This is a genomic window from Streptomyces sp. EDA2-14, assembly GCF_054963755.1.
Genome location: NZ_JBUEGE010000009.1, coordinates 152,412 through 171,069 on the forward strand (window position 1 = coordinate 152,412; position 18,658 = coordinate 171,069).

Annotated in this window: 15 protein-coding genes; 7 read left to right on the top strand and 8 right to left on the bottom strand. The window is 69.8% G+C overall.

Going from position 1 to position 18,658, the window contains the following annotated elements; all coding sequences use genetic code 11:
• Positions 1 to 3 precede the first annotated feature (3 nt).
• Both ACY34M_RS22655 and ACY34M_RS22660 read right to left on the bottom strand, forming a co-directional pair.
• A complete protein-coding gene (locus ACY34M_RS22655) occupies positions 4 to 1,158 on the bottom strand; it encodes a Gfo/Idh/MocA family protein (RefSeq protein ID WP_462719843.1) in 1,155 nt (384 codons plus the stop codon).
• A gap of 37 nt (positions 1,159 to 1,195) precedes the next feature.
• Entirely contained in the window at positions 1,196 to 2,428 is a 1,233-nt protein-coding gene (locus ACY34M_RS22660; RefSeq protein WP_462719844.1) for an ROK family protein, read from the bottom strand.
• Between the two features lie 276 nt (positions 2,429 to 2,704).
• On the opposite strand from ACY34M_RS22660, the gene ACY34M_RS22665 reads away from it, so the two are divergent.
• Complete coding sequence (locus tag ACY34M_RS22665) at positions 2,705 to 3,712, top strand: sugar phosphate isomerase/epimerase family protein (RefSeq protein ID WP_462719845.1); 1,008 nt, start codon at positions 2,705 to 2,707, stop codon at positions 3,710 to 3,712.
• Positions 3,713 to 3,763: 51 nt separating this feature from the next.
• Here the strand turns inward: ACY34M_RS22665 and ACY34M_RS22670 are convergent, their stop codons facing one another.
• The 5 genes from ACY34M_RS22670 to ACY34M_RS22690 all read right to left on the bottom strand — a co-directional run bounded on the left by ACY34M_RS22670 (position 3,764) and on the right by ACY34M_RS22690 (position 9,131).
• Positions 3,764 to 4,915 (bottom strand): ROK family protein, encoded by a 1,152-nt coding sequence (locus ACY34M_RS22670; protein ID WP_462719846.1) that lies wholly within the window; start codon positions 4,913 to 4,915, stop codon positions 3,764 to 3,766.
• Between the two features lie 254 nt (positions 4,916 to 5,169).
• Complete coding sequence (locus ACY34M_RS22675) at positions 5,170 to 6,036, bottom strand: siderophore-interacting protein (protein ID WP_462719847.1); 867 nt, start codon at positions 6,034 to 6,036, stop codon at positions 5,170 to 5,172.
• 53 nt (positions 6,037 to 6,089) lie between these two features.
• A complete protein-coding gene (locus ACY34M_RS22680; protein WP_462719848.1) occupies positions 6,090 to 7,103 on the bottom strand; it encodes a sugar phosphate isomerase/epimerase family protein in 1,014 nt (337 codons plus the stop codon).
• Complete coding sequence (locus ACY34M_RS22685; protein WP_462719849.1) at positions 7,100 to 7,519, bottom strand: C-glycoside deglycosidase beta subunit domain-containing protein; 420 nt, start codon at positions 7,517 to 7,519, stop codon at positions 7,100 to 7,102. The genes ACY34M_RS22680 and ACY34M_RS22685 overlap by 4 nt, the downstream gene beginning before the upstream one ends.
• Positions 7,509 to 9,131, bottom strand: coding sequence for a GMC oxidoreductase (locus ACY34M_RS22690; protein ID WP_462719850.1), 1,623 nt, complete (start codon positions 9,129 to 9,131; stop codon positions 7,509 to 7,511). The genes ACY34M_RS22685 and ACY34M_RS22690 overlap by 11 nt, the downstream gene beginning before the upstream one ends.
• Positions 9,132 to 9,495: 364 nt before the next feature.
• Here ACY34M_RS22690 and ACY34M_RS22695 point away from each other — a divergent pair, with 364 nt between their 5' ends.
• Positions 9,496 to 10,776 carry an MFS transporter gene (locus tag ACY34M_RS22695; protein WP_462719851.1) on the top strand — a complete coding sequence of 427 codons (1,281 nt, stop codon included), beginning with the start codon at positions 9,496 to 9,498 and terminating at the stop codon, positions 10,774 to 10,776.
• Here ACY34M_RS22695 and ACY34M_RS22700 read toward each other — a convergent pair.
• Complete coding sequence (locus ACY34M_RS22700) at positions 10,770 to 11,981, bottom strand: ROK family transcriptional regulator (protein WP_462719852.1); 1,212 nt, start codon at positions 11,979 to 11,981, stop codon at positions 10,770 to 10,772. The two genes, ACY34M_RS22695 and ACY34M_RS22700, sit on opposite strands and share 7 nt — an antisense overlap.
• 220 nt (positions 11,982 to 12,201) lie before the next feature.
• On the opposite strand from ACY34M_RS22700, the gene ACY34M_RS22705 reads away from it, so the two are divergent.
• From ACY34M_RS22705 to ACY34M_RS22725, 5 genes are all read left to right on the top strand, one after another.
• Positions 12,202 to 13,224: a helix-turn-helix transcriptional regulator gene (locus ACY34M_RS22705; protein WP_462719853.1), complete on the top strand. Its 1,023-nt coding sequence runs from the start codon at positions 12,202 to 12,204 to the stop codon at positions 13,222 to 13,224.
• Between the two features lie 329 nt (positions 13,225 to 13,553).
• Positions 13,554 to 14,684, top strand: a complete 1,131-nt coding sequence (locus ACY34M_RS22710) for an FAD-dependent monooxygenase (RefSeq protein ID WP_462719854.1) — start codon at positions 13,554 to 13,556, stop codon at positions 14,682 to 14,684.
• A gap of 58 nt (positions 14,685 to 14,742) precedes the next feature.
• A complete protein-coding gene (locus tag ACY34M_RS22715) occupies positions 14,743 to 16,554 on the top strand; it encodes a CocE/NonD family hydrolase (protein ID WP_462719855.1) in 1,812 nt (603 codons plus the stop codon).
• Positions 16,544 to 17,668 carry an alpha/beta hydrolase family protein gene (locus ACY34M_RS22720; RefSeq protein ID WP_462719856.1) on the top strand — a complete coding sequence of 375 codons (1,125 nt, stop codon included), beginning with the start codon at positions 16,544 to 16,546 and terminating at the stop codon, positions 17,666 to 17,668. The genes ACY34M_RS22715 and ACY34M_RS22720 overlap by 11 nt, the downstream gene beginning before the upstream one ends.
• Before the next feature lies 1 nt (position 17,669).
• Complete coding sequence (locus ACY34M_RS22725) at positions 17,670 to 18,611, top strand: VOC family protein (protein WP_462719857.1); 942 nt, start codon at positions 17,670 to 17,672, stop codon at positions 18,609 to 18,611.
• Positions 18,612 to 18,658: the final 47 nt, after the last annotated feature.

Below are 18,658 nucleotides of genomic sequence, written 5' to 3' on the forward strand. Positions count from 1 at the left end.
TGCTCATGTTGCGTGTGGCGTGTGCTGGTCGACCTCGGTCCACTGCTCGCTGTCCGCCGAGGCCAGCACCGCGTCCGTGATCGAGGCGGCCGCGAGTCCATCGGCGAACGTCGGCAGGCCTTCCGGGATGTCCCCGGTGGCGATTGCCGCGTACGTGTCGCGGACGAAGGCGTCGAAGCAGGACGCGTACCCCTCGGGGTGTCCTGCGGGGAGCGTCGTCATCCGGCCCCCGGCAGAGGAGAGTTGGGCAGGGTCGCGCCACAGGATGGTGGCTGACTCCCTGCGGCCGCACCACAGAGTCTCTGGTTCTTCCTGGTTGAAGACCAGGGACTCCTCTCCGGCGTCCAGCTCGATCCAGAGCCGGTTCTTGCGCCCCGGGGAGACCTGGCTGATGGTCACTGACCCGAGCACGCCGTCGCCCGTTTCGAAGTGCACGAACATGGCATCCTCGGTGTCCACGGAGGTGGGCGTCCCTGCCGCGCCGGAGCCGCTGGCGAAGGAGACCGCGCCTTCCCCCCGCCGTCGCTCGGAATGAGCGACGAGCCTGCGTGCGCTGACCCGCACGATGCGCTGCTGGGCCATGAACTGCGCCAGGTCGCACCAGTGCGAGCCGATGTCGGCAAAGGCCCGGGAGGCGCCGCCCAACGCCGCGTCGACACGCCAGTTGTCGTCGTCCTCGCGCAACATCCAGTCCTGCAGGTAGCTGCCGTGCATGAGCCTGAGCGGCCCGGCCTTCCCGCTGTGCAGCCGCTCCCGAGCCTCCCTGACGAGCGGGTAGTAGCGATAGACGAAGGGCACCGCCGCCACGCGTCCCGCATCCTCCGCCGCCGCTACCAGACGGGCTGCCTCGGCCGCGCTCAGCGCGAGGGGCTTCTCGCAAATGACATGCTTGCCCGCGGCCAGGGCCCGGGTCGCGAGTGGGGCGTGCAGATGATTCGGGGTGCAGATGTGCACGACGTCGATGTCGTCGTCGCATATGAGGTCCTCGGACGACGCGAAGGCGCGGCCGGCGCCCAAGGCATCGACCGCGGCTCGGGATCGCTCGGGGGTGGAGGACACCACCCCCGCAAGGTGTGCACCGGCCTGGCGCGCGGCACGGGCGTGCACGCCTCCGATGAAACCGGTGCCGATGATGCCTGCCTTGAGGGGACGGGACATGGGTGCTCCTTGGTGCGGTGGCGTGGGGGAAGGGGGTTCAGGCCGTAGCGGCTTGCTGCGGCAGGGAGGTGTGCGTGAGGTGGTGTGTCCAGGCGGTCAACTGCTGCGGCGAGAGCAGCTCTTCGATCGCTGTGAAGGCGGCGCCGATCATGCCTGCCTGATTGCTGAGTGCGGACATCTCCACACGCAGGCTCCGTGTGGCCAGTGGAAGCGAGAGGTCGTAGACCCTGTGCCGGATGGCGGCGAGCAGGAGGTCACCGCTGAGGGCGACACCACCTCCGATGACGACCAGTGAGGGATTGAAAAAGTTGATCATGGCGGCCAGTGCGCGCCCTATCTGTTCGCCGGCTGCCTTGAGCAGACTGATGCAGGTCAGGTCACCGGATCGGGCTCCGTCCGCGACATCGCGAGCGGTCAGGTCGGCCCGTTCCTCGCGCCGTGCCGCGAGGAACGGGCTGTCGCCGTCCTGCGCTTTGGCAGAGGCGGCCGCGGCCAGAGCGGCGCCACCGGCCAGGGTCTCCAGGCAACCGCGCTTGCCGCATCTGCAAGGCAGCGGGGCGGCGTCGGCCACCGCGATGTGCCCGATGTCCCCGGCTGCGCCGCCCGCTCCCCGGTGCAGGCGCCCGCGGGACACCAGCCCCGCGCCGACGCCGGTGCCGACCTTGACGTAGAGGAAGTCGCGGACCCCTGCGGCGGTTCCCGCCTGCAGCTCGCCCATCGCCATGACGTTGACGTCGTTGTCGACCCAGGCGCCCACCTCGTGACGAGAGGTGAGGCGCTCCTTCACGGGATAACCGGCCCAGCCGGGCATGATCGGCGGGGCGACGGGGGTGCCCGAGAGGTACTCCACCGGGCCGGGCAGGCCCATGCCGATGCCGACCATGGGTGTCCCCGGAGGCCGGTGGGTGGCGAGCAGCGTCTCGATGATCGAGTCGATCCGGTCGAGCGTCGCATCGGGCCCCCGGGTGACGTCCCAGGCCTCCTCGTGGAACCCCAGCGCGCGGCCTGCCAGATCGGTCAGCGCCACCCCGAGGCCGGAGACGCCCAGTTCTATGCCGACGACGCAGGCAGCCTCGCGCCTGAAACGGACCGTGCGGGGTGCGCGGCCGCCCGTGGACTTGTCCATGCCGGCTTCTGCGAGCAGTCCGGCGTCGATCAGCTCGTTCACCCGCTGGGTGACGATCGTCCGGCCCATGCCGGAGCGCTCGATGAGCGAGGCACGGGTGGCGGTGGGCTCGGAGCGAACCAGGCGAAGCAGGGTGCCGGTCACGGCGTCATGACCGTTGGCCGGTGAGCGAGATGGGGCGGGCATGGGTGATTCCCCTTCTTCAAGTAGTTGGCCAGTGCGGCCCGGGCCGTTGACTTACGTCGGGGTGCGACTTAACTTTGCCGCAGGCTGGCAAGAGGTTAACGCAGTAGCGGCGCATGCGGGTATGTCATCACTTAAGTTCGTCGATCAGTGACAGTGCATAGGTGCTGGGGCGCGGAGGCGATGCGGGCGAACCGGCAGCTGATGTCACCAGCGAGACAGCGCAAAGGAGTCAACGTGTCCCGTCCTCACACCCTGTTCACCGGACAGTGGGTCGATCTGACCTTCGAGGAGATCGCCAAGAAGGCCGCGGACTGGGGGTTCGACGGCCTGGAGATCGCGTGCGACCCGCGGCACTTCGACGTGCACCGGATCGTGAACGACGACGCCTATCTGGCCGAACGCCGGGCCATCCTCGACCGATACGGGCTGGGTTGCTGGGCGATCTCCGCACACTTGGTGGGCCAGGCCGTCTGTGACGACCCCATCGACTCCCGCCACCGCGCGATCCTGCCCGCATCGGTGTGGGGCGACGGGGACGCCGAGGGGGTCCGACGGCGGGCGGCCGACACCATGAAAGTCACCGCGCAGGCGGCACGCCGCTTCGGAGTCAACGTCGTGGTGGGCTTCACCGGGTCCGCGATCTGGCCCTACGTCGCCATGTTCCCGCCGGTGGGGGAGGACGTGGTCGAGCAGGGGTACCAGGACTTCGCCGACCGCTGGATCCCGATCCTGGATGCGTTCGCGGCGCAGGGCGTGCGGTTCGCCCTGGAGGTGCATCCGTCCGAGATCGCCTACGACTACTGGACCGCTCAGCGTGCGCTGGAAGCGGTGAACCATCACCCCGCCTTCGGGTTCAACTGGGACCCCTCGCACCTGATGTGGCAGCGCGTCGACGTGCGCGCGTTCATCCACGACTTCCGGGACCGGATCCTCCACGTCGACTGCAAGGACACGAAGATCCAGCTCGACGGACGGTCTGGCGTCCTCGGCTCGCACCTGAGCTGGGGCGACCCCCGGCGCGGCTTCGACTTCGTCTCGGTGGGCCGCGGAGATGTGCCGTGGGAGGCCTGCGTACGCATGCTCAACGCGATCGGCTACGACGGTCCGATGTCGGTCGAGTGGGAGGACGCCGGCATGTCCCGGGACGAAGGGGCACCGGCCAGTCTGGAGTTCCTGCGCGGTCTCGACTTCGCGCCGGCGGACACGCGCTTCGACGCGGTGTTCGCCCAACCCTCGGACTGACACGGTGCATCGTCACGGGCCCGGCCGTGCAGGGGGCGGCCGGGCCCGCCGTCAGTTCTTCAGCGGCTGCTCCGCCCACCAGGCGAGGCGGTCCGCACGCAGCATCGCATCCAGAGCCGTACAAGCGGCTCCCACGACACCCGCCGTGTCGCCCAGGTCGGACGGTGTGATCTGCAGGTGGCGCGTGGCGAGCGGCAGCGAGAACTCGTAGACCGCCTGACGGATGGCTGCCAGCAGGATGTCACCGGCCTGCGACACCGCCCCGCCGATCGCGACCAGCGAGGGGTTGAAGAAGCTCACGTACGTGCCGAGGGCGGTTCCGATGAATCGGCCCGTCTGTGCCAGGAGTTCGGTCGCCGCCGGGTCTCCTGCCTGCGAGGCCGCCGTGACATGGGCGGCTTCCAGCGTCGTGCCCTCGGCTGCCAAGGCCGCCAGATAGGGGCTCTCGCCGCTGTCCGCGAGACGCCGGGCCTCGCGCGTCAGCGCCGCGCCACTCGCGTGAGCGGCCAGGCATCCCTGGCGCCCGCAGCGGCACAGTGCCGGAGACTTCGTCGCCACCGGGATGTGGGCGATGTCCCCGGCGCAGCCGTCGGCACCACGGTGCAGCACACCGCCCGAGACCAGGCCGGCACCAATACCGAGGCCGAGCTTGACGAAGAGGAAGTCCGACGTGTCCTGGGCGTTGCCCGCGCGCAGTTCCGCCAAGGCCATGGCGCTGACGTCGTTGTCCACCCAGGCCTCGACTCCGAACCGGTCGGAGAGCCGGTCGCGCACCGGATAGCCGTCCCAACCGGGCATGTAGGGCGGGGAAATGGGCCTGCCGGTCGTGAACTCCACCGGGGCGGCCAGCCCTGCACCGACCGCGACCAGCGGCACGGTGGGCGCCTGGGGTTCGTCGCGGAGCTGGTTCACGATCTGCTCGAGGCGATCCAGGGTTGCTTCAGGCCCCTTTGTGATGTCCCACGGCTCGTGATGAGTGACGGCGGGTCGGCCGGCCAGGTCGGTGATGGCGACATCGAGGCTGGAGCTGCCCACCTCGATGCCCAGGACCGCGGCCGCTTCGCTGCGGAAGCGCACCTCGCGCGGGATCCGCCCACCGGTGGACCGGCCGACGCGGTCCTCGGACACCAGTCCCACGTCGATCAGCTCGTTGATCTTCTGTGTGACCAGGGTGCGGCCCGCCCCGGCACGTGCGGTCAACATGGGCTTCGTGGCAGGCCCCGAGAACCGCAACATGTCCAGCAAGGACTGTGAGAGGTCCTCCGGGCCGGCTCCCGCCCCGCTCCTGGCTGCCATCGTCCCACTCCTCAATGCGTCACCAGTTCCACTCTTCTGCCGCCATGCGACATTAGCATCGACGAGTCGGGCGGAAGGGGGAGTGGGTGATCAACGCGGCGCGGGGCCGCAGCCGATGGATCGGCTGCGGCCCCGGCGACGGCTATGTCATGACGGCTATGTCATGAGGCGGCTGAAGGAGATCCTTCCTGCTCTTCCTCCACCTGATGGTTCCACTGTCGCTTCGACGCCTGCCAACCGTCTTCGTCGTGGCCCGCGCGCCAGTAGCCGGAGACGGACAGCTGCTCGCGCGGCACCTTCCACTCCGTCCTCAGCAGCCCGCGCAGTTCCTTGACGAAGGCCGCCTCTCCGTGGACGAAGGCATGGGGGCGACCTGCGGGTGCCTGAAGGGCACGAACCGCGGGGACCAGCTTCTCGCCCACGAGACTGTCGCCGCGGTGCAGCCAGTGGATCACTGCTTTGCCCGGGCAGGCCAGTTCCAGTTCCTCCTCGGGGCCGGCCACTTCGATGAACACGTACGCCTCCGCATCGGAGGGCAGGTACTCCAGAGACGCGGCGATCGCGGGCAGCGCGCTCTCGTCGCCGACGAGCAGATGCCAGTCGGCCTCGGGGCGAGGCATGTAGCCACCCCCGGGACCCACCAGGTAGAGCTCGTCACCGGCCGTGGCCTGCGCGGCCCACGGGCCGGCGAGGCCCTCGTCGCCATGGACCACGAAGTCCACGCTCAGCTCCTGGGCCCGGGCGTCCCAGTGCCGCACGGTGTATGTGCGCATGCGCGGCCATTGGTCCCTGGGCTGCTCCTCTCGGATGCGTCCCAGGTCGAAGGGGGCCGGGTAGTCGGCGCCCGGCACGGGGAACAGCAGCTTGACGTAGTGGTCGCTGTACTCGCCGACGCCGAACCCCGCGAGGCTGTCGCCGCCGAACACGATCCGAATCATGCGCGGCGTCAGGTGCTCGACCCGCCGCACCTGCACGCGCAGCGCGGTCCGGGGCCCGCGCGCACGGCGCCCGGGAGGTGGTGGTGTCACGGTTGCTCCTTGCTCCGGCCCTTCGGCCGGTCGACTCGTCTCCGCCACATCGGCTACAGCGACGCGAGGATGCCGCGACTGAGTTCGTGGTGCCGCTGCACCATCTCGGCGGCATCGGGACTCGGGTCCCAGTGCCAGCCCTCCCACTCGCTGCTGAGATAGCCGGTGTAGCCGACGTCGACGAGCACCTTGAGGAGGTCGCCGAGCGGGATCGCGGGTTCGTCGCCGTCCTTGTCGAACGCGAAGAACTTGCTGTGCACGTGGATGATCTGAGGGCCGATCTCCGCCCAGTCCTGCGGGTCCTGGTGGCCGTGGATACCGGCGCAGAACATCGCCAGAGGATGGGCGAAGGAGCCAAGGCCGAGCGAGTTGGCGAGTTCCGAGAACTCGCCCATCAGCTCGCTCTCCGAGGGGCGCTGGTCGGAGCCGTGGATCTCGTTCCACCGCGCGTTGAGTGTGTCCAGGGCCTCCTGGGGAACACCGCGGCGCCGGTACTCCTCCCACACGCTCGGGGACACCCGGCGGGTGCTGGAACCGAAGTCCGGGATGAAGCCCAGGTAGGGGGAGTCGAGCCGGGCGTACAGCTCACGCAGAGCCATGACCCAGTCGCTGTGCACACTGTCGGGCGCGTGAATCTCGAAGCCCATCTTGACCTGAGCCTTTTCGGCGACAGGAAGCAGGAGTTCAACGGCTTCGGGAGAGGCGGGCTTCTGCAGCCGCACGGTGGGGAAGCCCAGTTCGGCGGCGGCGCGTACCTGCGGGGCGAGGTAGTCGGCCATCTCCTGCGGCGACAGCAGACGGTCGGGCAGCAGCCCCAGGTCGGCGTTGACCGCCAGACACGACGGCTCGAGACCGTACTCGTCGACGAGGCCGCGGAATTGACGTGCGAAGCCGTCCGGGATGACGGGGAATCCCTTGATGCTCTGGAAGCCGACGATTTCGAGGCCGGGACCGATACCGAGATCGCCGATGCGGCGGACGACGTCCTCGAAGGACAGCTCCAGGCCGTGGTACTGGGGGGTGAAGCTGTAGGCGGTCACGCTCAGCTTCGGCAACTGGCGGCTCATGCGGCGCTCCTTGTGCTCCGGGGGAGGGCTCGGGTGAGGGTCTCGGTGATGACGAGGGCCTTGGTGCCCAGGACGATGTAGGGAACGCGTGCCCCGACGGTCGCCGTCACCTCGTGGTCTCCCTCGGCGACCTGTTGCAGACCGCGGATGCGGACACGCAGCGGGTCCAGGACGAACCACCACGCGTCTCGCAGGCCCGCCACCTTCTCGTACGGCATCCAGGCGCCGTCTATCTCCACGTCGAGCCGGTCGGGCCCGACCGGCCGGCCGTCGAGGGCGATGCCCGAGAGGTGCAGGCCGTCCATGGGCAGGGCCCGGTACCACGGCAGCCGTACCCGGAAGGTGACCGCGGTGGTTCCGGCAGTACTTTCCTCGACTCCCAGTTCTTCCGGGACGATGAGGCGGTCAGGAAACATGTGCGTTCTCCTCGTGGTACCGGCGGGCGATGTCCTGTGCGCCCCGGGCCGCCAGCGCGACCGAGGTCAGAGTGGGGTTGCAGGCGGTCTCGGTGGGGATCACACCGTTCCCGGCGACATAGACGTTGTCGGTTCCCCACACGCGGCTGTACGTGTCGCACACGGACGTGCCGTCGTCGGCCGACCCCATGCGCACGGTGCCCTGGTAGTGGAGCGACGATCCGCTGGGCAGGCGCCGGGGCCCGCGGGGGTCGAGGAAGGTGCCCAGCAGCCGGGCCGCGCGCGCGGCCGCGGTCTTGGCGGCTTCGATGCGTTCCTGGTCCACATCGGTCAGCCGGTAGTGGAGGGACATCGCCGGCATGCCGTAGCCGTCCATCTCCGTCTCGCTGAACTCCACCCGGTCGTCCGCGCGCACGTCCTTGGCGCAGAACCACCCCAGACCCACGATGGAGCCGGGTTCGACCTCTTCGTCCAACGGGACGGGGGAGGCGTCGAGTTGCATGACCTGGCCGTGGAACGGGTGGGTCTCGTGGTCGTACGGGACCCAGCTGACGCCGCTGACCGGGTTGAAGGTGGCGTCCGGGCGCTCAACGGCCGCCGTCTCGCGGGCCGCGGCCAGGATGGTGGGGTCCAACCGGACGGCGACGACGATCTGCGGCTGATCGTTGAGATAGCGCCCCAACGCGGCCGGCCGGATGCCGGAGGCGAACAGCAGCTGGGGGGTGCGCAGGGCGTCACAGGCGACAACGACCCACCGTGCGCGCACCGTTGTCCGGCGGCCGGAGGGCAGGTGCTGCACTTCGGCGCCGACCGCGGCCGAGTCTTCCAGCAGCAGCCGGCGGCACAGTGTGTCCGGGCGCAACTCGAAGGAGGCGGTGTCCTTCTCGGCCAGATCGCCGAGGATGACATCGGTGCCCGACCAGTGCCTGCTGCCGTCGGACCAGGTGTCGACCGCCAGCGGCATGGTCCGCACCCGTCGTTCGGGCTCCCGGCCCGCGTCGAGTTCGGCACCGAGGCGCTTGCGCACCTCCTCCGCGAACGGTGCGTCGGTGAACGCACTCGTGGTCACGTTCAGGAGCTCATCGGCTCGCCCCAGCGCCGTGTCCAGCTCGGCGGCGGGAATGTCGGTGATGCGCTCACCGTCGCCGGGGCGCGGGCAGGCGCATGTCCAATGCGCCCCCATGCCACCGACGTTGGTCGACAGGGAGGCCCCCGGCATGCCCACCGTGCCGTCGGCGGAACCGTCCTCGCCGGGCACACCCGAGGCCTTGCCGCCCAGCAGGTACGTGCCGGGCCGCACCATGACACCGGGCGGGCGCGAGTGGACCGGGTCGCCGTCGCGGGCACTGCGGTCGGGCCCCTGGGAGGCGGTCTGTGCCGCGACGCGCGCCTCGGGGTCGGTGATGTTCTTGACGTGGCGGCCCCGGGGGGACGAGACCTGCGGGCCTGCTTCGACCATCAGCACGCGGGCGCCGGGCGCCTCGTCGGCCAGGACGCGGGCGTACGCGGACCCTGTCGGCCCGCTGCCGACGATCAGAACGTCGACGGTCTCGACGGGCTGTGCGGGGTCGGTGGTGCTCACTCCGCGCTGCGCGGAGTGCGGTGATGTCATATCGGGTTGCTCCCTAGCGGCGCATGGCGGCTCGATGCGGGGTGGCGCCGGTGCGGCGCTTGCCTGCGGGGCCGATGGCCATCGGTGCGATGGATCGAGGGCGGGTACATCCCCTGGCCTCTTACGCTGTCTTGCGGAAGACTATTGTCGCGTCACGGCATTAGTCAACGATGATTCGGCCTCATGGTGCCGGACCACGGCCTCATGGGTGTCGGTGGAGTCCGATACCCGGGACCCGCGGCATGCCCGGATGCAGTGCTCGCAGGAATCGGCCACTCGGCGCACGCCCTGGATAGTGGTCGCGCCGCCGCGTTCCTACTGTCGCCCCTCGCCTGAACAGCCCGTCCTCGAGGAGCCGCAGCCGATGAGCCCGTCCGAAGCCCCCTCCGCCCGTTCGTCACCGGCCTGGCGGCCGGGAACGATGCACGCGGCCCTTCTCCTGACCGCCGCCTGCGCATCCGTTCTCGGGTCGCTGCTGATAGCCCCGGTGCTGCCCCAGTTCGAGCGCGCCTTCGCCGACGCATCGGGCATCGACACGCTGGCTCCCATGCTGATGACCCTGCCGGCGCTCGGCATCGCCGTGCTCGGCCCGCTCGCCGGATCGGTCACGGACCGGTTCGGCAGGACGCGGCTGCTGTTCGGTGCCCTGCTGGCCTACGCGATCGTCGGCACCGCACCGCTGTGGCTCGACTCCCTGCCGCTGATCCTGCTCAGCCGGCTGCTGCTCGGCGTCGTCGAGGCGGCGGTCATGACGACCTCCATGACGCTGCTGGGCGACTACTTCACCGGTGCACGGCGGGACCGTTACATGTCCTGGCACTCGGTGATCACGTCCGTCGCCGCGGTCGGCATCCTGGCCGTCGGGGGAGCGCTCGGCGCTTCGGGGTGGCGCAGCCCCATCTGGGTCTACGCCGCGGCACTGCCGCTCTTCGCCGCCATGGTGCTGACACTCCGCGAGCCCCGCCCCGGTCCCGCCGCGACCGGGACGGCCGGCCGTCGGGTGGGGGCCCTTCCCTGGCGCAGCCTGGCTCCGCTGCTGGCCCTGACCGTGGTGGGCGCGGCCTGTCTGTTCTTCGTGCTGCAGGTGCAGCTCAGTTTCGTGCTCGACGACCTCGACGTGGGCAGTGGCTCGATCGGGGCCTCGGCGGCCATCGCCAACGCCGGAGTGGTGGCCGGGTCGCTGGCCTTCGTGCGGTGGGTCCGGCACGGCGCGGGGCGCTTCCTGATCGCGGCATTCGTCGTCGGCCCTCTCGGGCTTGTGCTCATCAGTGAAGGGAGCAGTTGGGTCGCGGTGACGGTCGGGGCGTTCGTGGCCGGCGTCGGCTGCGGCTTTCTGCTCCCGTCCCTGCTCATCGGCACTACCGCCCGGCTCTCCTTCGACCAGAGGGGGAGGGGGACGGCGGCCTGGACCTCGGCCTTCTACTTCGGCCAGTTCCTCTCGCCCATCGCCGTCGGGGCGCTGGGTTCCGTGCCCGGTGGGCTGGACGGTGCCATCAAGTGCTGCGCCCTCGCGGGCCTGCTGGCGGGTGTCGCGGCCGTGTTCCTGCTGCGGCGCCGTCCGTTGTCGGTGAACGCACAGGTGGAGCCGGGGCACGGTGGGGTCGCGCCCGCGGAGCCGGTGGGGAACACCACGGATGCTCAGTGATTGATCGCTTCGAGGGCCTGGCTCCGCTCTGCGGGCCAGGCCCCCAGGCGCTCGGGCTCCAGCAGTTTGTCCACGACGGTCAGTGCCGCGCCGCAGATGCCGAAGTGGCCGTCCGGCGCCGAGCGCTCGATGCGCAGCGCCCGTGTGGTGAGTGGTGTGCTCTCGGCATAGATCGTCCGCCGTACGACCGGCAGTACGAGGTCGGCGGACTCCATCACCCGGCCCGCCAGCAGGACGAGTTCGGGGTTGAGCACGTTGACGAGCGTGGCCAGGACATGGCCGAGATGGCCGGCCGACGCCTCGATGGCCCGGATGCAGGCAAGATCTCCGCCGGCCGCGGCCTGCGCGAGGTCGTCCGCGGTGGGCGTACGGCCCGCCGTCACGAGCTCCCGCAACGTGGGTGAGGCGCCCGACTCGGCCAGCAGCACGGCCGTACGGCCCAGGGCCGCACCGCTGGCGACCGTGGTGAGGCACGAAGCCCTGCCGCACGAGCAGCGGGCGGACGTGGCCCCCGGTACCGAGACGTGCGCGATGTCCCCGGCCCCTCCGAGGTGCCCCCGCTGCAGCTGTCCGCCCGAGACGAGGCCCGCCCCGATGCCGGTGCCGAGCTTGACGACGACGACGTCCGAGGCCCGACGGGCGGCACCGCGGCGAAGCTCTCCCAGCGCGAGCATGTTGGCCTCGTTGTCGACCCACGCATCGACCCCGAATCGCCGGGCCAACTGTTCACGGACGGGAAAGCTGTCCCAGGAGGGCGCAGATGCCGGCGAGGTGGGGTGTCCGCTGGCGAACTGGACAGGCCCCGGGAAGCCGAGACCGATGCCGGTCAGCGGGATCCCCGCCACGGCACTGCTTTCGAGCAGGGCCTCGAGGGACTTCTCGACCGCGGCCAGCGATGCCTGTGGCCCCTCGGACACCCTGCACTCGAAGAGGTCGTCGACCAGGGTGCGACCGTGCAGATCGGTGATCGCGGTTCTGACCCGGGTGGTCCCCATGTCCACGGCGGCGACGCAGCCGGCCAGGTGGTTGAACCGGAGCCGAACGGGAGCGCGGCCTCCCGTCGAGCGCGCCGTGCCCGCCTCGACGACCAGTCCCAGAGCGGCCAGTTCACCCACACGCTCCGCGATATTGGAGCGGCTCAGTCCCGTGAGCTCCGCCAACTCGCTGCGTGTGGTGGCCGTCTCCGTGCGGATGTGCTCGAGCATGCGAGCCGTGAGGCGTCGGGAGACGGCCCGTGATCCTGCGGTCTGAAGGGGCATGGGGCGGGTCCGTCCGTCGGCCCCTCGCGAGGCTTCCGTCTCTGTTTCGTTGACTTGCGCTTATTAACAGCATAACTTGCTTGAAACACGCTCTCCAGGAGTCGCGACACCGCATCGCAGGACACCGGTTGTCGCCTCGGCACGCAGAAGCACCACAGGAGTTCCGATGACGAACGCCTACGCGCACCCGCCGACGGAGCGTCCCGACACGGACACCGAGATCCTCGGCCGTTTCCCCCTGGTGCGCTCGACCGACCCCGAGCAGTTCGTCGCGGCCATCAACCAGGCGTACGGGGCGCCGACCGTGGCGCTGACCGCGCCCGGCTGCGAGGGGCAGCAGTACGAACTGCGGGCGATAGTCGGTGAGGGCTTCACCGTCGGATACCTTCGCTCGGGCCTGGCGGTGAGCATCGCCCCACCGGCCGGCACCGGCCCCTACTACCTCAACCTCGCACCCAGCGGAGCCGTGCTGTCGGAGGCCGGCGACGCACGCATCGTCAACGACCCGACCACAGCCGTCATCATGCCGGCCGGTGCCCGGCAGCGGCTGACACCGGGCGCGCACGCCACCGAGTCCATCGGGATCAAGATCGATCGCTCCGTGGTCGACGCCGAACTCACGGCACTGCTCGGCAGGGAGCCCAGACGCCCTGTGCAGTTCGCTCCCGCGCTGGACCTGACGGGCACCGCCGGCGCCGGGATCGCGGCGCTCGTACGGTTCATGCTCTCCCAGGCCAGCCAGCTGCCCGGAGGCCTCTTCGACCAGCCGACCGTGCAACTGCACCACATCCGCACGCTCGTGGCCGCACTGCTGACCATGCATCAGCACAACTACTCCGACGCGCTGGCCCGACCGGCCGTTTCGTCCGGCCGCTCGCGCATCCTGCGCCTCGCGCTCGAGTACGCGGAGCGGCACCTGGCCGAGCCGTTCACCGTCTCGGACATCGCCGAGGCCGTGGGGTGCAGCGTCCGCACACTCCACGAGCACTTCCAGGTGGGCGTGGGCGACACCCCGATGGGATGGGTCCGCGAACAGCGTCTGCGGCACGTGCACGAGGAGCTGTGCACCAGCGGCCGCTCGGTCACCGATGTCGCGTTCGCCTGGGGCTTCACCCACCTGGGCCGGTTCTCCGCCGTCTATCGCAAACGCTACGGCGTCCTGCCTTCGGACACCGCTCGGAAGGCGTGACGGGAACGTGTCCCGGGCCCGCCCGGATCTCCCGAGGGCCTCGTGCCGTGGGACGGCAAAGCATTCAGAGAGCCTCCAAATGAGGTGGTCGGGGCGAGACGCTACATCGGGGCACGAATTCCCCGCTATCCCGAATGTGCGGCACTGCTCCGGTTTCCGCACAGGGGCGGCCAGGGTGGGAAGCCGCCCCCCGGCTACTGCTCTGACCTGCGTAAAGAGGGCAGGAAACCTCGGCGCACGATGCGGACAGCCGCCACACGATCCGGATAGTTGTGACGCTCACGCGGTTCTACGGTCGGCCCATCAAGCAATCAGCCGATGGAGGCCGAATGAATGCGCGCGACGACGCACGCCGCCAAGTCCTCATAGTGGGAGGGGGAATCGCAGGGATGGCCGCGGCCATCGCGCTGGCCGACCGGGGTCATTCCGTCGAGGTGGCGGAGCGCAACTCCGACTGGACCGTGACCGGTTGGGGGCTGAGCCTGACGGGTCCTTCGCTGCGGGCGTTGCACAGTCTCGGGCTTGCGGAATCCTGCATCGCCCGTGGCTTCGGGATCACGCAGATCGCGAACTGTGATGCCACGGGCGAGGCCAGGGGCGTCATCGACCTCCCGTTGCTGCTGGGCCCCGAGCTGCCGGCGTTCGCCGGTCTGAGCCGCGGGGCGCTGCACGAGATCCTGCGCGAGGCAGCGTCCGCCAGGGGCGCCGTGCTGCGCACGGGCATGAGCATCGACGCCATGGACCAGACCGCCGACGGTGTGACTGTGCGGCTCACCGACGGCACCGTCCGAAACGTCGATCTCGTGATCGGCGCGGACGGCATCCGGTCCAAGGTACGCGGCATGCTCGGCATCCCGCCCCATGCCGAGTACACGAACCAGATGGTGTGGCGCGCGATCGTGCCCCGTCCGGCATGGGCCACCATGTTGCACACCTTCGCCGGTCCCGTGCACAACGCGGGACTGATCCCGATCTCCCGTGACCAGGCGTACGCCTTCGTCACGGAGAACTACGCGGACCAGGGTGTCCTTCCGCAGCAGGAACTGGCCGACCGCATGCGGGATCTGCTGGGCGTGTTCTCCGGCAAGGTCGCCGAGATGGCGGAGACCATCAAGGATCCGGAGCTCGTGGTGCGCAGGCCGGTGCAGGCCGGCGTGGTGGGTGCTCCCTGGCACCAGGGCCGCGTCGTGATCATCGGCGATGCGGCGCACGCGCCGTCCCCCCAACTGGTCAGCGGCGCCGCACTCGCGATCGAGGACAGCCTCGTGCTGGCCGAGGAACTCGGATCGCACGAGGATGTCGAGTTCGCGCTGGACGCGTTCGAGCAACGCCGCCGGGAGCGCTGCCGACTCGTGGTGGAGACCTCCGTGCAGGTGGCCGAGCTGGAGCGGGACGGCCACCACGGTGAAGCCCACAAGGTGCAGGACCGCTGCCATCAGGTGATGGCTCAGCCCATCTGATCCCGAGCCGATGCCAGCCCCCTGAGCCGGGGGCCGTAGAAATGAAGGTGTACTACCCATGACCGCCTCGCACCGGCCTGTCGCACTGCCGCTCAACTCCGAGACCCTGCCGACGACTTACGACCGCCCAGCCGAGTACGACGACTTCATCGCCGAGCGGGACGTGCGGGTCCCGATGCGCGACGGCGTCGAACTCTGCGTGGACATCTACCGCCCGCGCACCGAGACGCCGCTGCCCGCCCTGCTGGCCTTCGCCATCTACAACAAGGACCTGCAGGGCCCGGACATCGCGGAGACGATTCCGCCGCAGCCCTCCTGGTCCCCGCTGTGGTGCGGCCCGCAGGAGGCCGGCGACACCCGCTTTCTCACCGCCCGCGGCTACATCCACGTGATCGGCTCCCCGCGCGCCATCGGCAAGTCACAGGGTGGCGGGGAGCGGACGTGGGACTCCTACGACCTGATCGAGTGGATCGCGCAGCAGCCCTGGTGCGACGGACAGGTCGGCATGGTCGGCATCTCCGGCTTCGGCGCCGAGCAGATGTACGTGGCCCGGCAGCGGCCCCCGCACCTGAAGGCGATCTTCCCGTTCGACCCGCGCGGCGCGTACGGCACGCTGGGCGGCTTCCGCGAGGAGTACCCGGGCGGCGTCGTCCACCTGTTCCGCTACCTCGTCTCCCACTTCGGCGTGTTCCACCAGGACAAGGGCGCCCCCGGTGAACTGAGCGCCGAGAAGGACAGCCTGTGGAAGGAGGCGATGAACAACGACGACTACAAGCTCCACCCGCACCTGTACAACGTGCTGACGATGAAGGGCCAGCACCTGCCGGCCTACTTCAACGTGCTGATCGACCCGTACGAGCCCGAAGGCACCGTCGAGCGCAGCGAGCGCGAGATCGCCGACATCGACATCCCCGTCTACACCGGATCCGGCTGGTACGCCTACACGTACAAGACGCATCTGCAGGGCGCGCAGACCTACTGGCGCCACCTCGACACGTCGCCCAAGAAGATGCTCTTCGCGGGCCCCGCCCACCTGGAGCGCCCCTTCCACGGCCTGCACGGCGAGATCCTGCGCTGGTACGACCACTGGCTCAAGGGCATGGACACCGGCGTCATGGATGAGCCGGCCGTCCGCTACTGGGTGACGGGCGCCAACGAGTGGCGCACCGGCGAGGACTGGCCGCTGCCCGAGACGCAGTGGACGCCCTTCTACCTCAACAGCTGGGAGCGGCTGAAGCCCACACCCTTCACGCCCGCCTCCGCCGACGACACCGTCCCGCCCGACTCGTTCGTACAGATGCCCCTCACCCACACCCGACAGGTATCGACGCTGCGCTACCTGTCGGAACCGCTGAGCGAGGACCTCACCATCGCGGGCCCCGCGGTGCTGAAACTGTTCGCCGCCATCGACCAGGACGACACCAACTGGATCGTCACCCTCTCCGACGTCGGCCCCGATCCCTCGGTGCGCACGGTCCGCGAGGGCGAACGCGACATCGACGAGGACCTGCCCAAGCGGGAGTTGACCCGCGGCTGGCTCAAGGCGTCGAACCGCGCCCTGGACGAGCAGCGCTCCACGCAGTGGAAGCCGTTCCACAAGCTCACCCGCGCCGCACGCCGTCCGGTGGAGCCGGGAGAGGTCGTCGAGTACGACATCGAGATCCTCGCCACCGCCAACGAGTTCCGCCGCGGACACCGGATCTGCCTGGAGATCTCCAGCATGGACACCCCGACCGGCGTGGCCGGCGCCACCAACGCCGAGTACGTGCCGTACCACGTCGGCAGCTCCCGGACCACGCTGCACCACGTCCACCACAACACCCGTTACCCGTCCCGACTGCTACTGCCGGTGATTCCCCGTGAGCGCTGACCTGACCCGAACCCTGCCCGACGCGCAGGACTGGCTCCGCACCCATCTCGCGGAGCGCCGCAACCCCTTCAACGCCATCGACGAGGCCGCGGCCCGCCGAGCCATCGACGCCCTGCCCGGCACCGACCCGGTCGCCTGGGCCGGGCACTGGACCGGCATCGCCGCCGACTTCGCCGACCGCGCCAGGAACCAGGAGAAGACCGGTGACCTGACGGAGGCACGCGAAGCCTGGTGGCAGGCCTACCAGTTCGCCTTCCTGGGCCGCTACCCCTCGCCCGTCCACCCCGCGAAGCTCGACGCCTACGTGCAGGCACGGACCTACTTCGCACACGCGACAGCACTGGACGACCCGCCGGTCGAGCACGTCACCGTCCCCTTCGAGGGGCGGGAGAACGAAGGAGACACCGTCTCCTTCTTCGTGGCGAGGCCCCGCGGTGTCGAGCGGCCGCCGGTGGTGATGATGTGGGGCGGCATCGACGTCTGGAAGGAAGAGACGTACGCGCGCGGCCGGAAGCTGCGCGAGCGCGGCTTCGCCACCCTCCACATGGACAAGCCCGGTGTCGGGCAGTCCCCGGTCCTGGCCGGACCCGACGCCGAACGGCAGTGGGACCCGGTCTTCGCCTGGCTGGAGAACAGCGACCTGGACGCGTCGCGCTGCGCCGCCCTGGGGCTCTCCTTCGGCGGCTACTGGGCCATGAAACTGGCCCACACCCACCGCGAAAAGCTGACGGCGGCCGTCAACTGGGGCGGGGGAGTGCACCTCACCTTCCAGCCCGAGTGGCAGGAGAAGTCCCGCAACGCCTCCTCGTACCTCATGGACCTGATGGCCGCCCGTTCGCGGATCTTCGGCGGCCGCACCTTCGAGGACTACGTCGCGGCCTGCCCGCGGCTCTCCCTCCTCGACCAGGGCATCCTCGAACGGCCCAGCGCCCCGCTGCTGTTGGTCAACGGAATCGACGACCGGCAGAACAGCGCCGAGGACATCCACCTCAGCCTGCGCCACGGCGACCCGAAGACCGCGCGGCTCTTCCCCGGCGGCCACATGGGCACCGGACCGGTCATGCCGACCATCACCGACTGGCTCACCGCCCGTCTGACCAAGGGAGGCTCCTGAGATGAGCACCGAACACCTGATCACACACCTGCGGCACATCGACATCGCGATGCCGGACTTCGAGGCCCAGCACGCCTTCTACACCGGCACCTGGGGCCTGACCGAGACCCACAACGACAACGGGGTCTCCTTCCTCGCGGCCGAGGGCTCGCCCGAGCAGTACGTGGTGCGGCTGCGGCGCGACGCCCAAAAGCGCATGGACCTCGTCTCGTTCGGCGCCGCCACCCCCGCCGACGTCGACACGCTCACCGAGAAGCTGATCGGCCAGGGCGTCAAGATGGTGCACGAACCGCGGCCCCTCACGACCCCCGGCGGCGGATACGGCGTGCGCTTCTTCGACGGCGACGGCCGCGTCGTCGAGGTCTCGGCCGACGTCGCCACCCGCAAGCACCGGAAGATCGAGGAACGTGAGTCGATCCCCGTACGCCTGTCGCACGTGGTGATGAACTCCCCGAACCCGGAACAGACCGTCGCCTGGTACGTCAAGCACCTGGAGTTCCGGCTGTCCGACACCCTCCGCATCGGCTCCAAGGGCGAGTTCATGTGGTTCCTGCGCTGCAACGCGCTCCACCACAGCTTCGCCATCGCCCGCGGGCCGCATGTCGCCCTGCACCACGCCTCGTTCGAGATGCGCGGCCTCGACGAGTTCATGCGCGGCACGGGCCGCATGCTGCGCGGCGACGTCGAGAAGGTGTGGGGCCCCGGCCGCCACCACGCCGGCGACAACACCTTCAGCTACTTCCTCGACCCGGTGGGCAACACCGTGGAGTACACGACGGAGCTCGAACTCGTCGACGAGGACACCTGGCACCCCTCCATCCACGACCTCACCAACCCCGAGATCATCGATCAGTGGGGCACGGCGAACCAGATGAACGAGTTCGTCGCCGGCCGCTCCTTCAATGACGTCGACCCCGGCCTGTTCGTCGCGCCCCCGATGTGAGACCGCCGGCCCGCACCGCTTCTGTCAGGCCTCCCCTGCATGCGGTG

Excerpts from the sequence above, each read along its gene's own strand:
- ACY34M_RS22655 (WP_462719843.1), bottom strand. The coding sequence starts at position 1,158 with ATGTCCCGTCCCCTCAAGGCAGGCATCATCGGCACCGGTTTCATCGGA.
- ACY34M_RS22670 (WP_462719846.1), bottom strand. The coding sequence starts at position 4,915 with ATGTTGACCGCACGTGCCGGGGCGGGCCGCACCCTGGTCACACAGAAG.
- ACY34M_RS22680 (WP_462719848.1), bottom strand. The coding sequence starts at position 7,103 with ATGAGCCGCCAGTTGCCGAAGCTGAGCGTGACCGCCTACAGCTTCACC.
- ACY34M_RS22685 (WP_462719849.1), bottom strand. The coding sequence starts at position 7,519 with ATGTTTCCTGACCGCCTCATCGTCCCGGAAGAACTGGGAGTCGAGGAA.
- ACY34M_RS22690 (WP_462719850.1), bottom strand. The coding sequence starts at position 9,131 with ATGACATCACCGCACTCCGCGCAGCGCGGAGTGAGCACCACCGACCCC.
- ACY34M_RS22695 (WP_462719851.1), top strand. The coding sequence starts at position 9,496 with ATGAGCCCGTCCGAAGCCCCCTCCGCCCGTTCGTCACCGGCCTGGCGG.
- ACY34M_RS22700 (WP_462719852.1), bottom strand. The coding sequence starts at position 11,981 with ATGCTCGAGCACATCCGCACGGAGACGGCCACCACACGCAGCGAGTTG.
- ACY34M_RS22705 (WP_462719853.1), top strand. The coding sequence starts at position 12,202 with ATGACGAACGCCTACGCGCACCCGCCGACGGAGCGTCCCGACACGGAC.
- ACY34M_RS22710 (WP_462719854.1), top strand. The coding sequence starts at position 13,554 with ATGAATGCGCGCGACGACGCACGCCGCCAAGTCCTCATAGTGGGAGGG.
- ACY34M_RS22715 (WP_462719855.1), top strand. The coding sequence starts at position 14,743 with ATGACCGCCTCGCACCGGCCTGTCGCACTGCCGCTCAACTCCGAGACC.
- ACY34M_RS22725 (WP_462719857.1), top strand. The coding sequence starts at position 17,670 with ATGAGCACCGAACACCTGATCACACACCTGCGGCACATCGACATCGCG.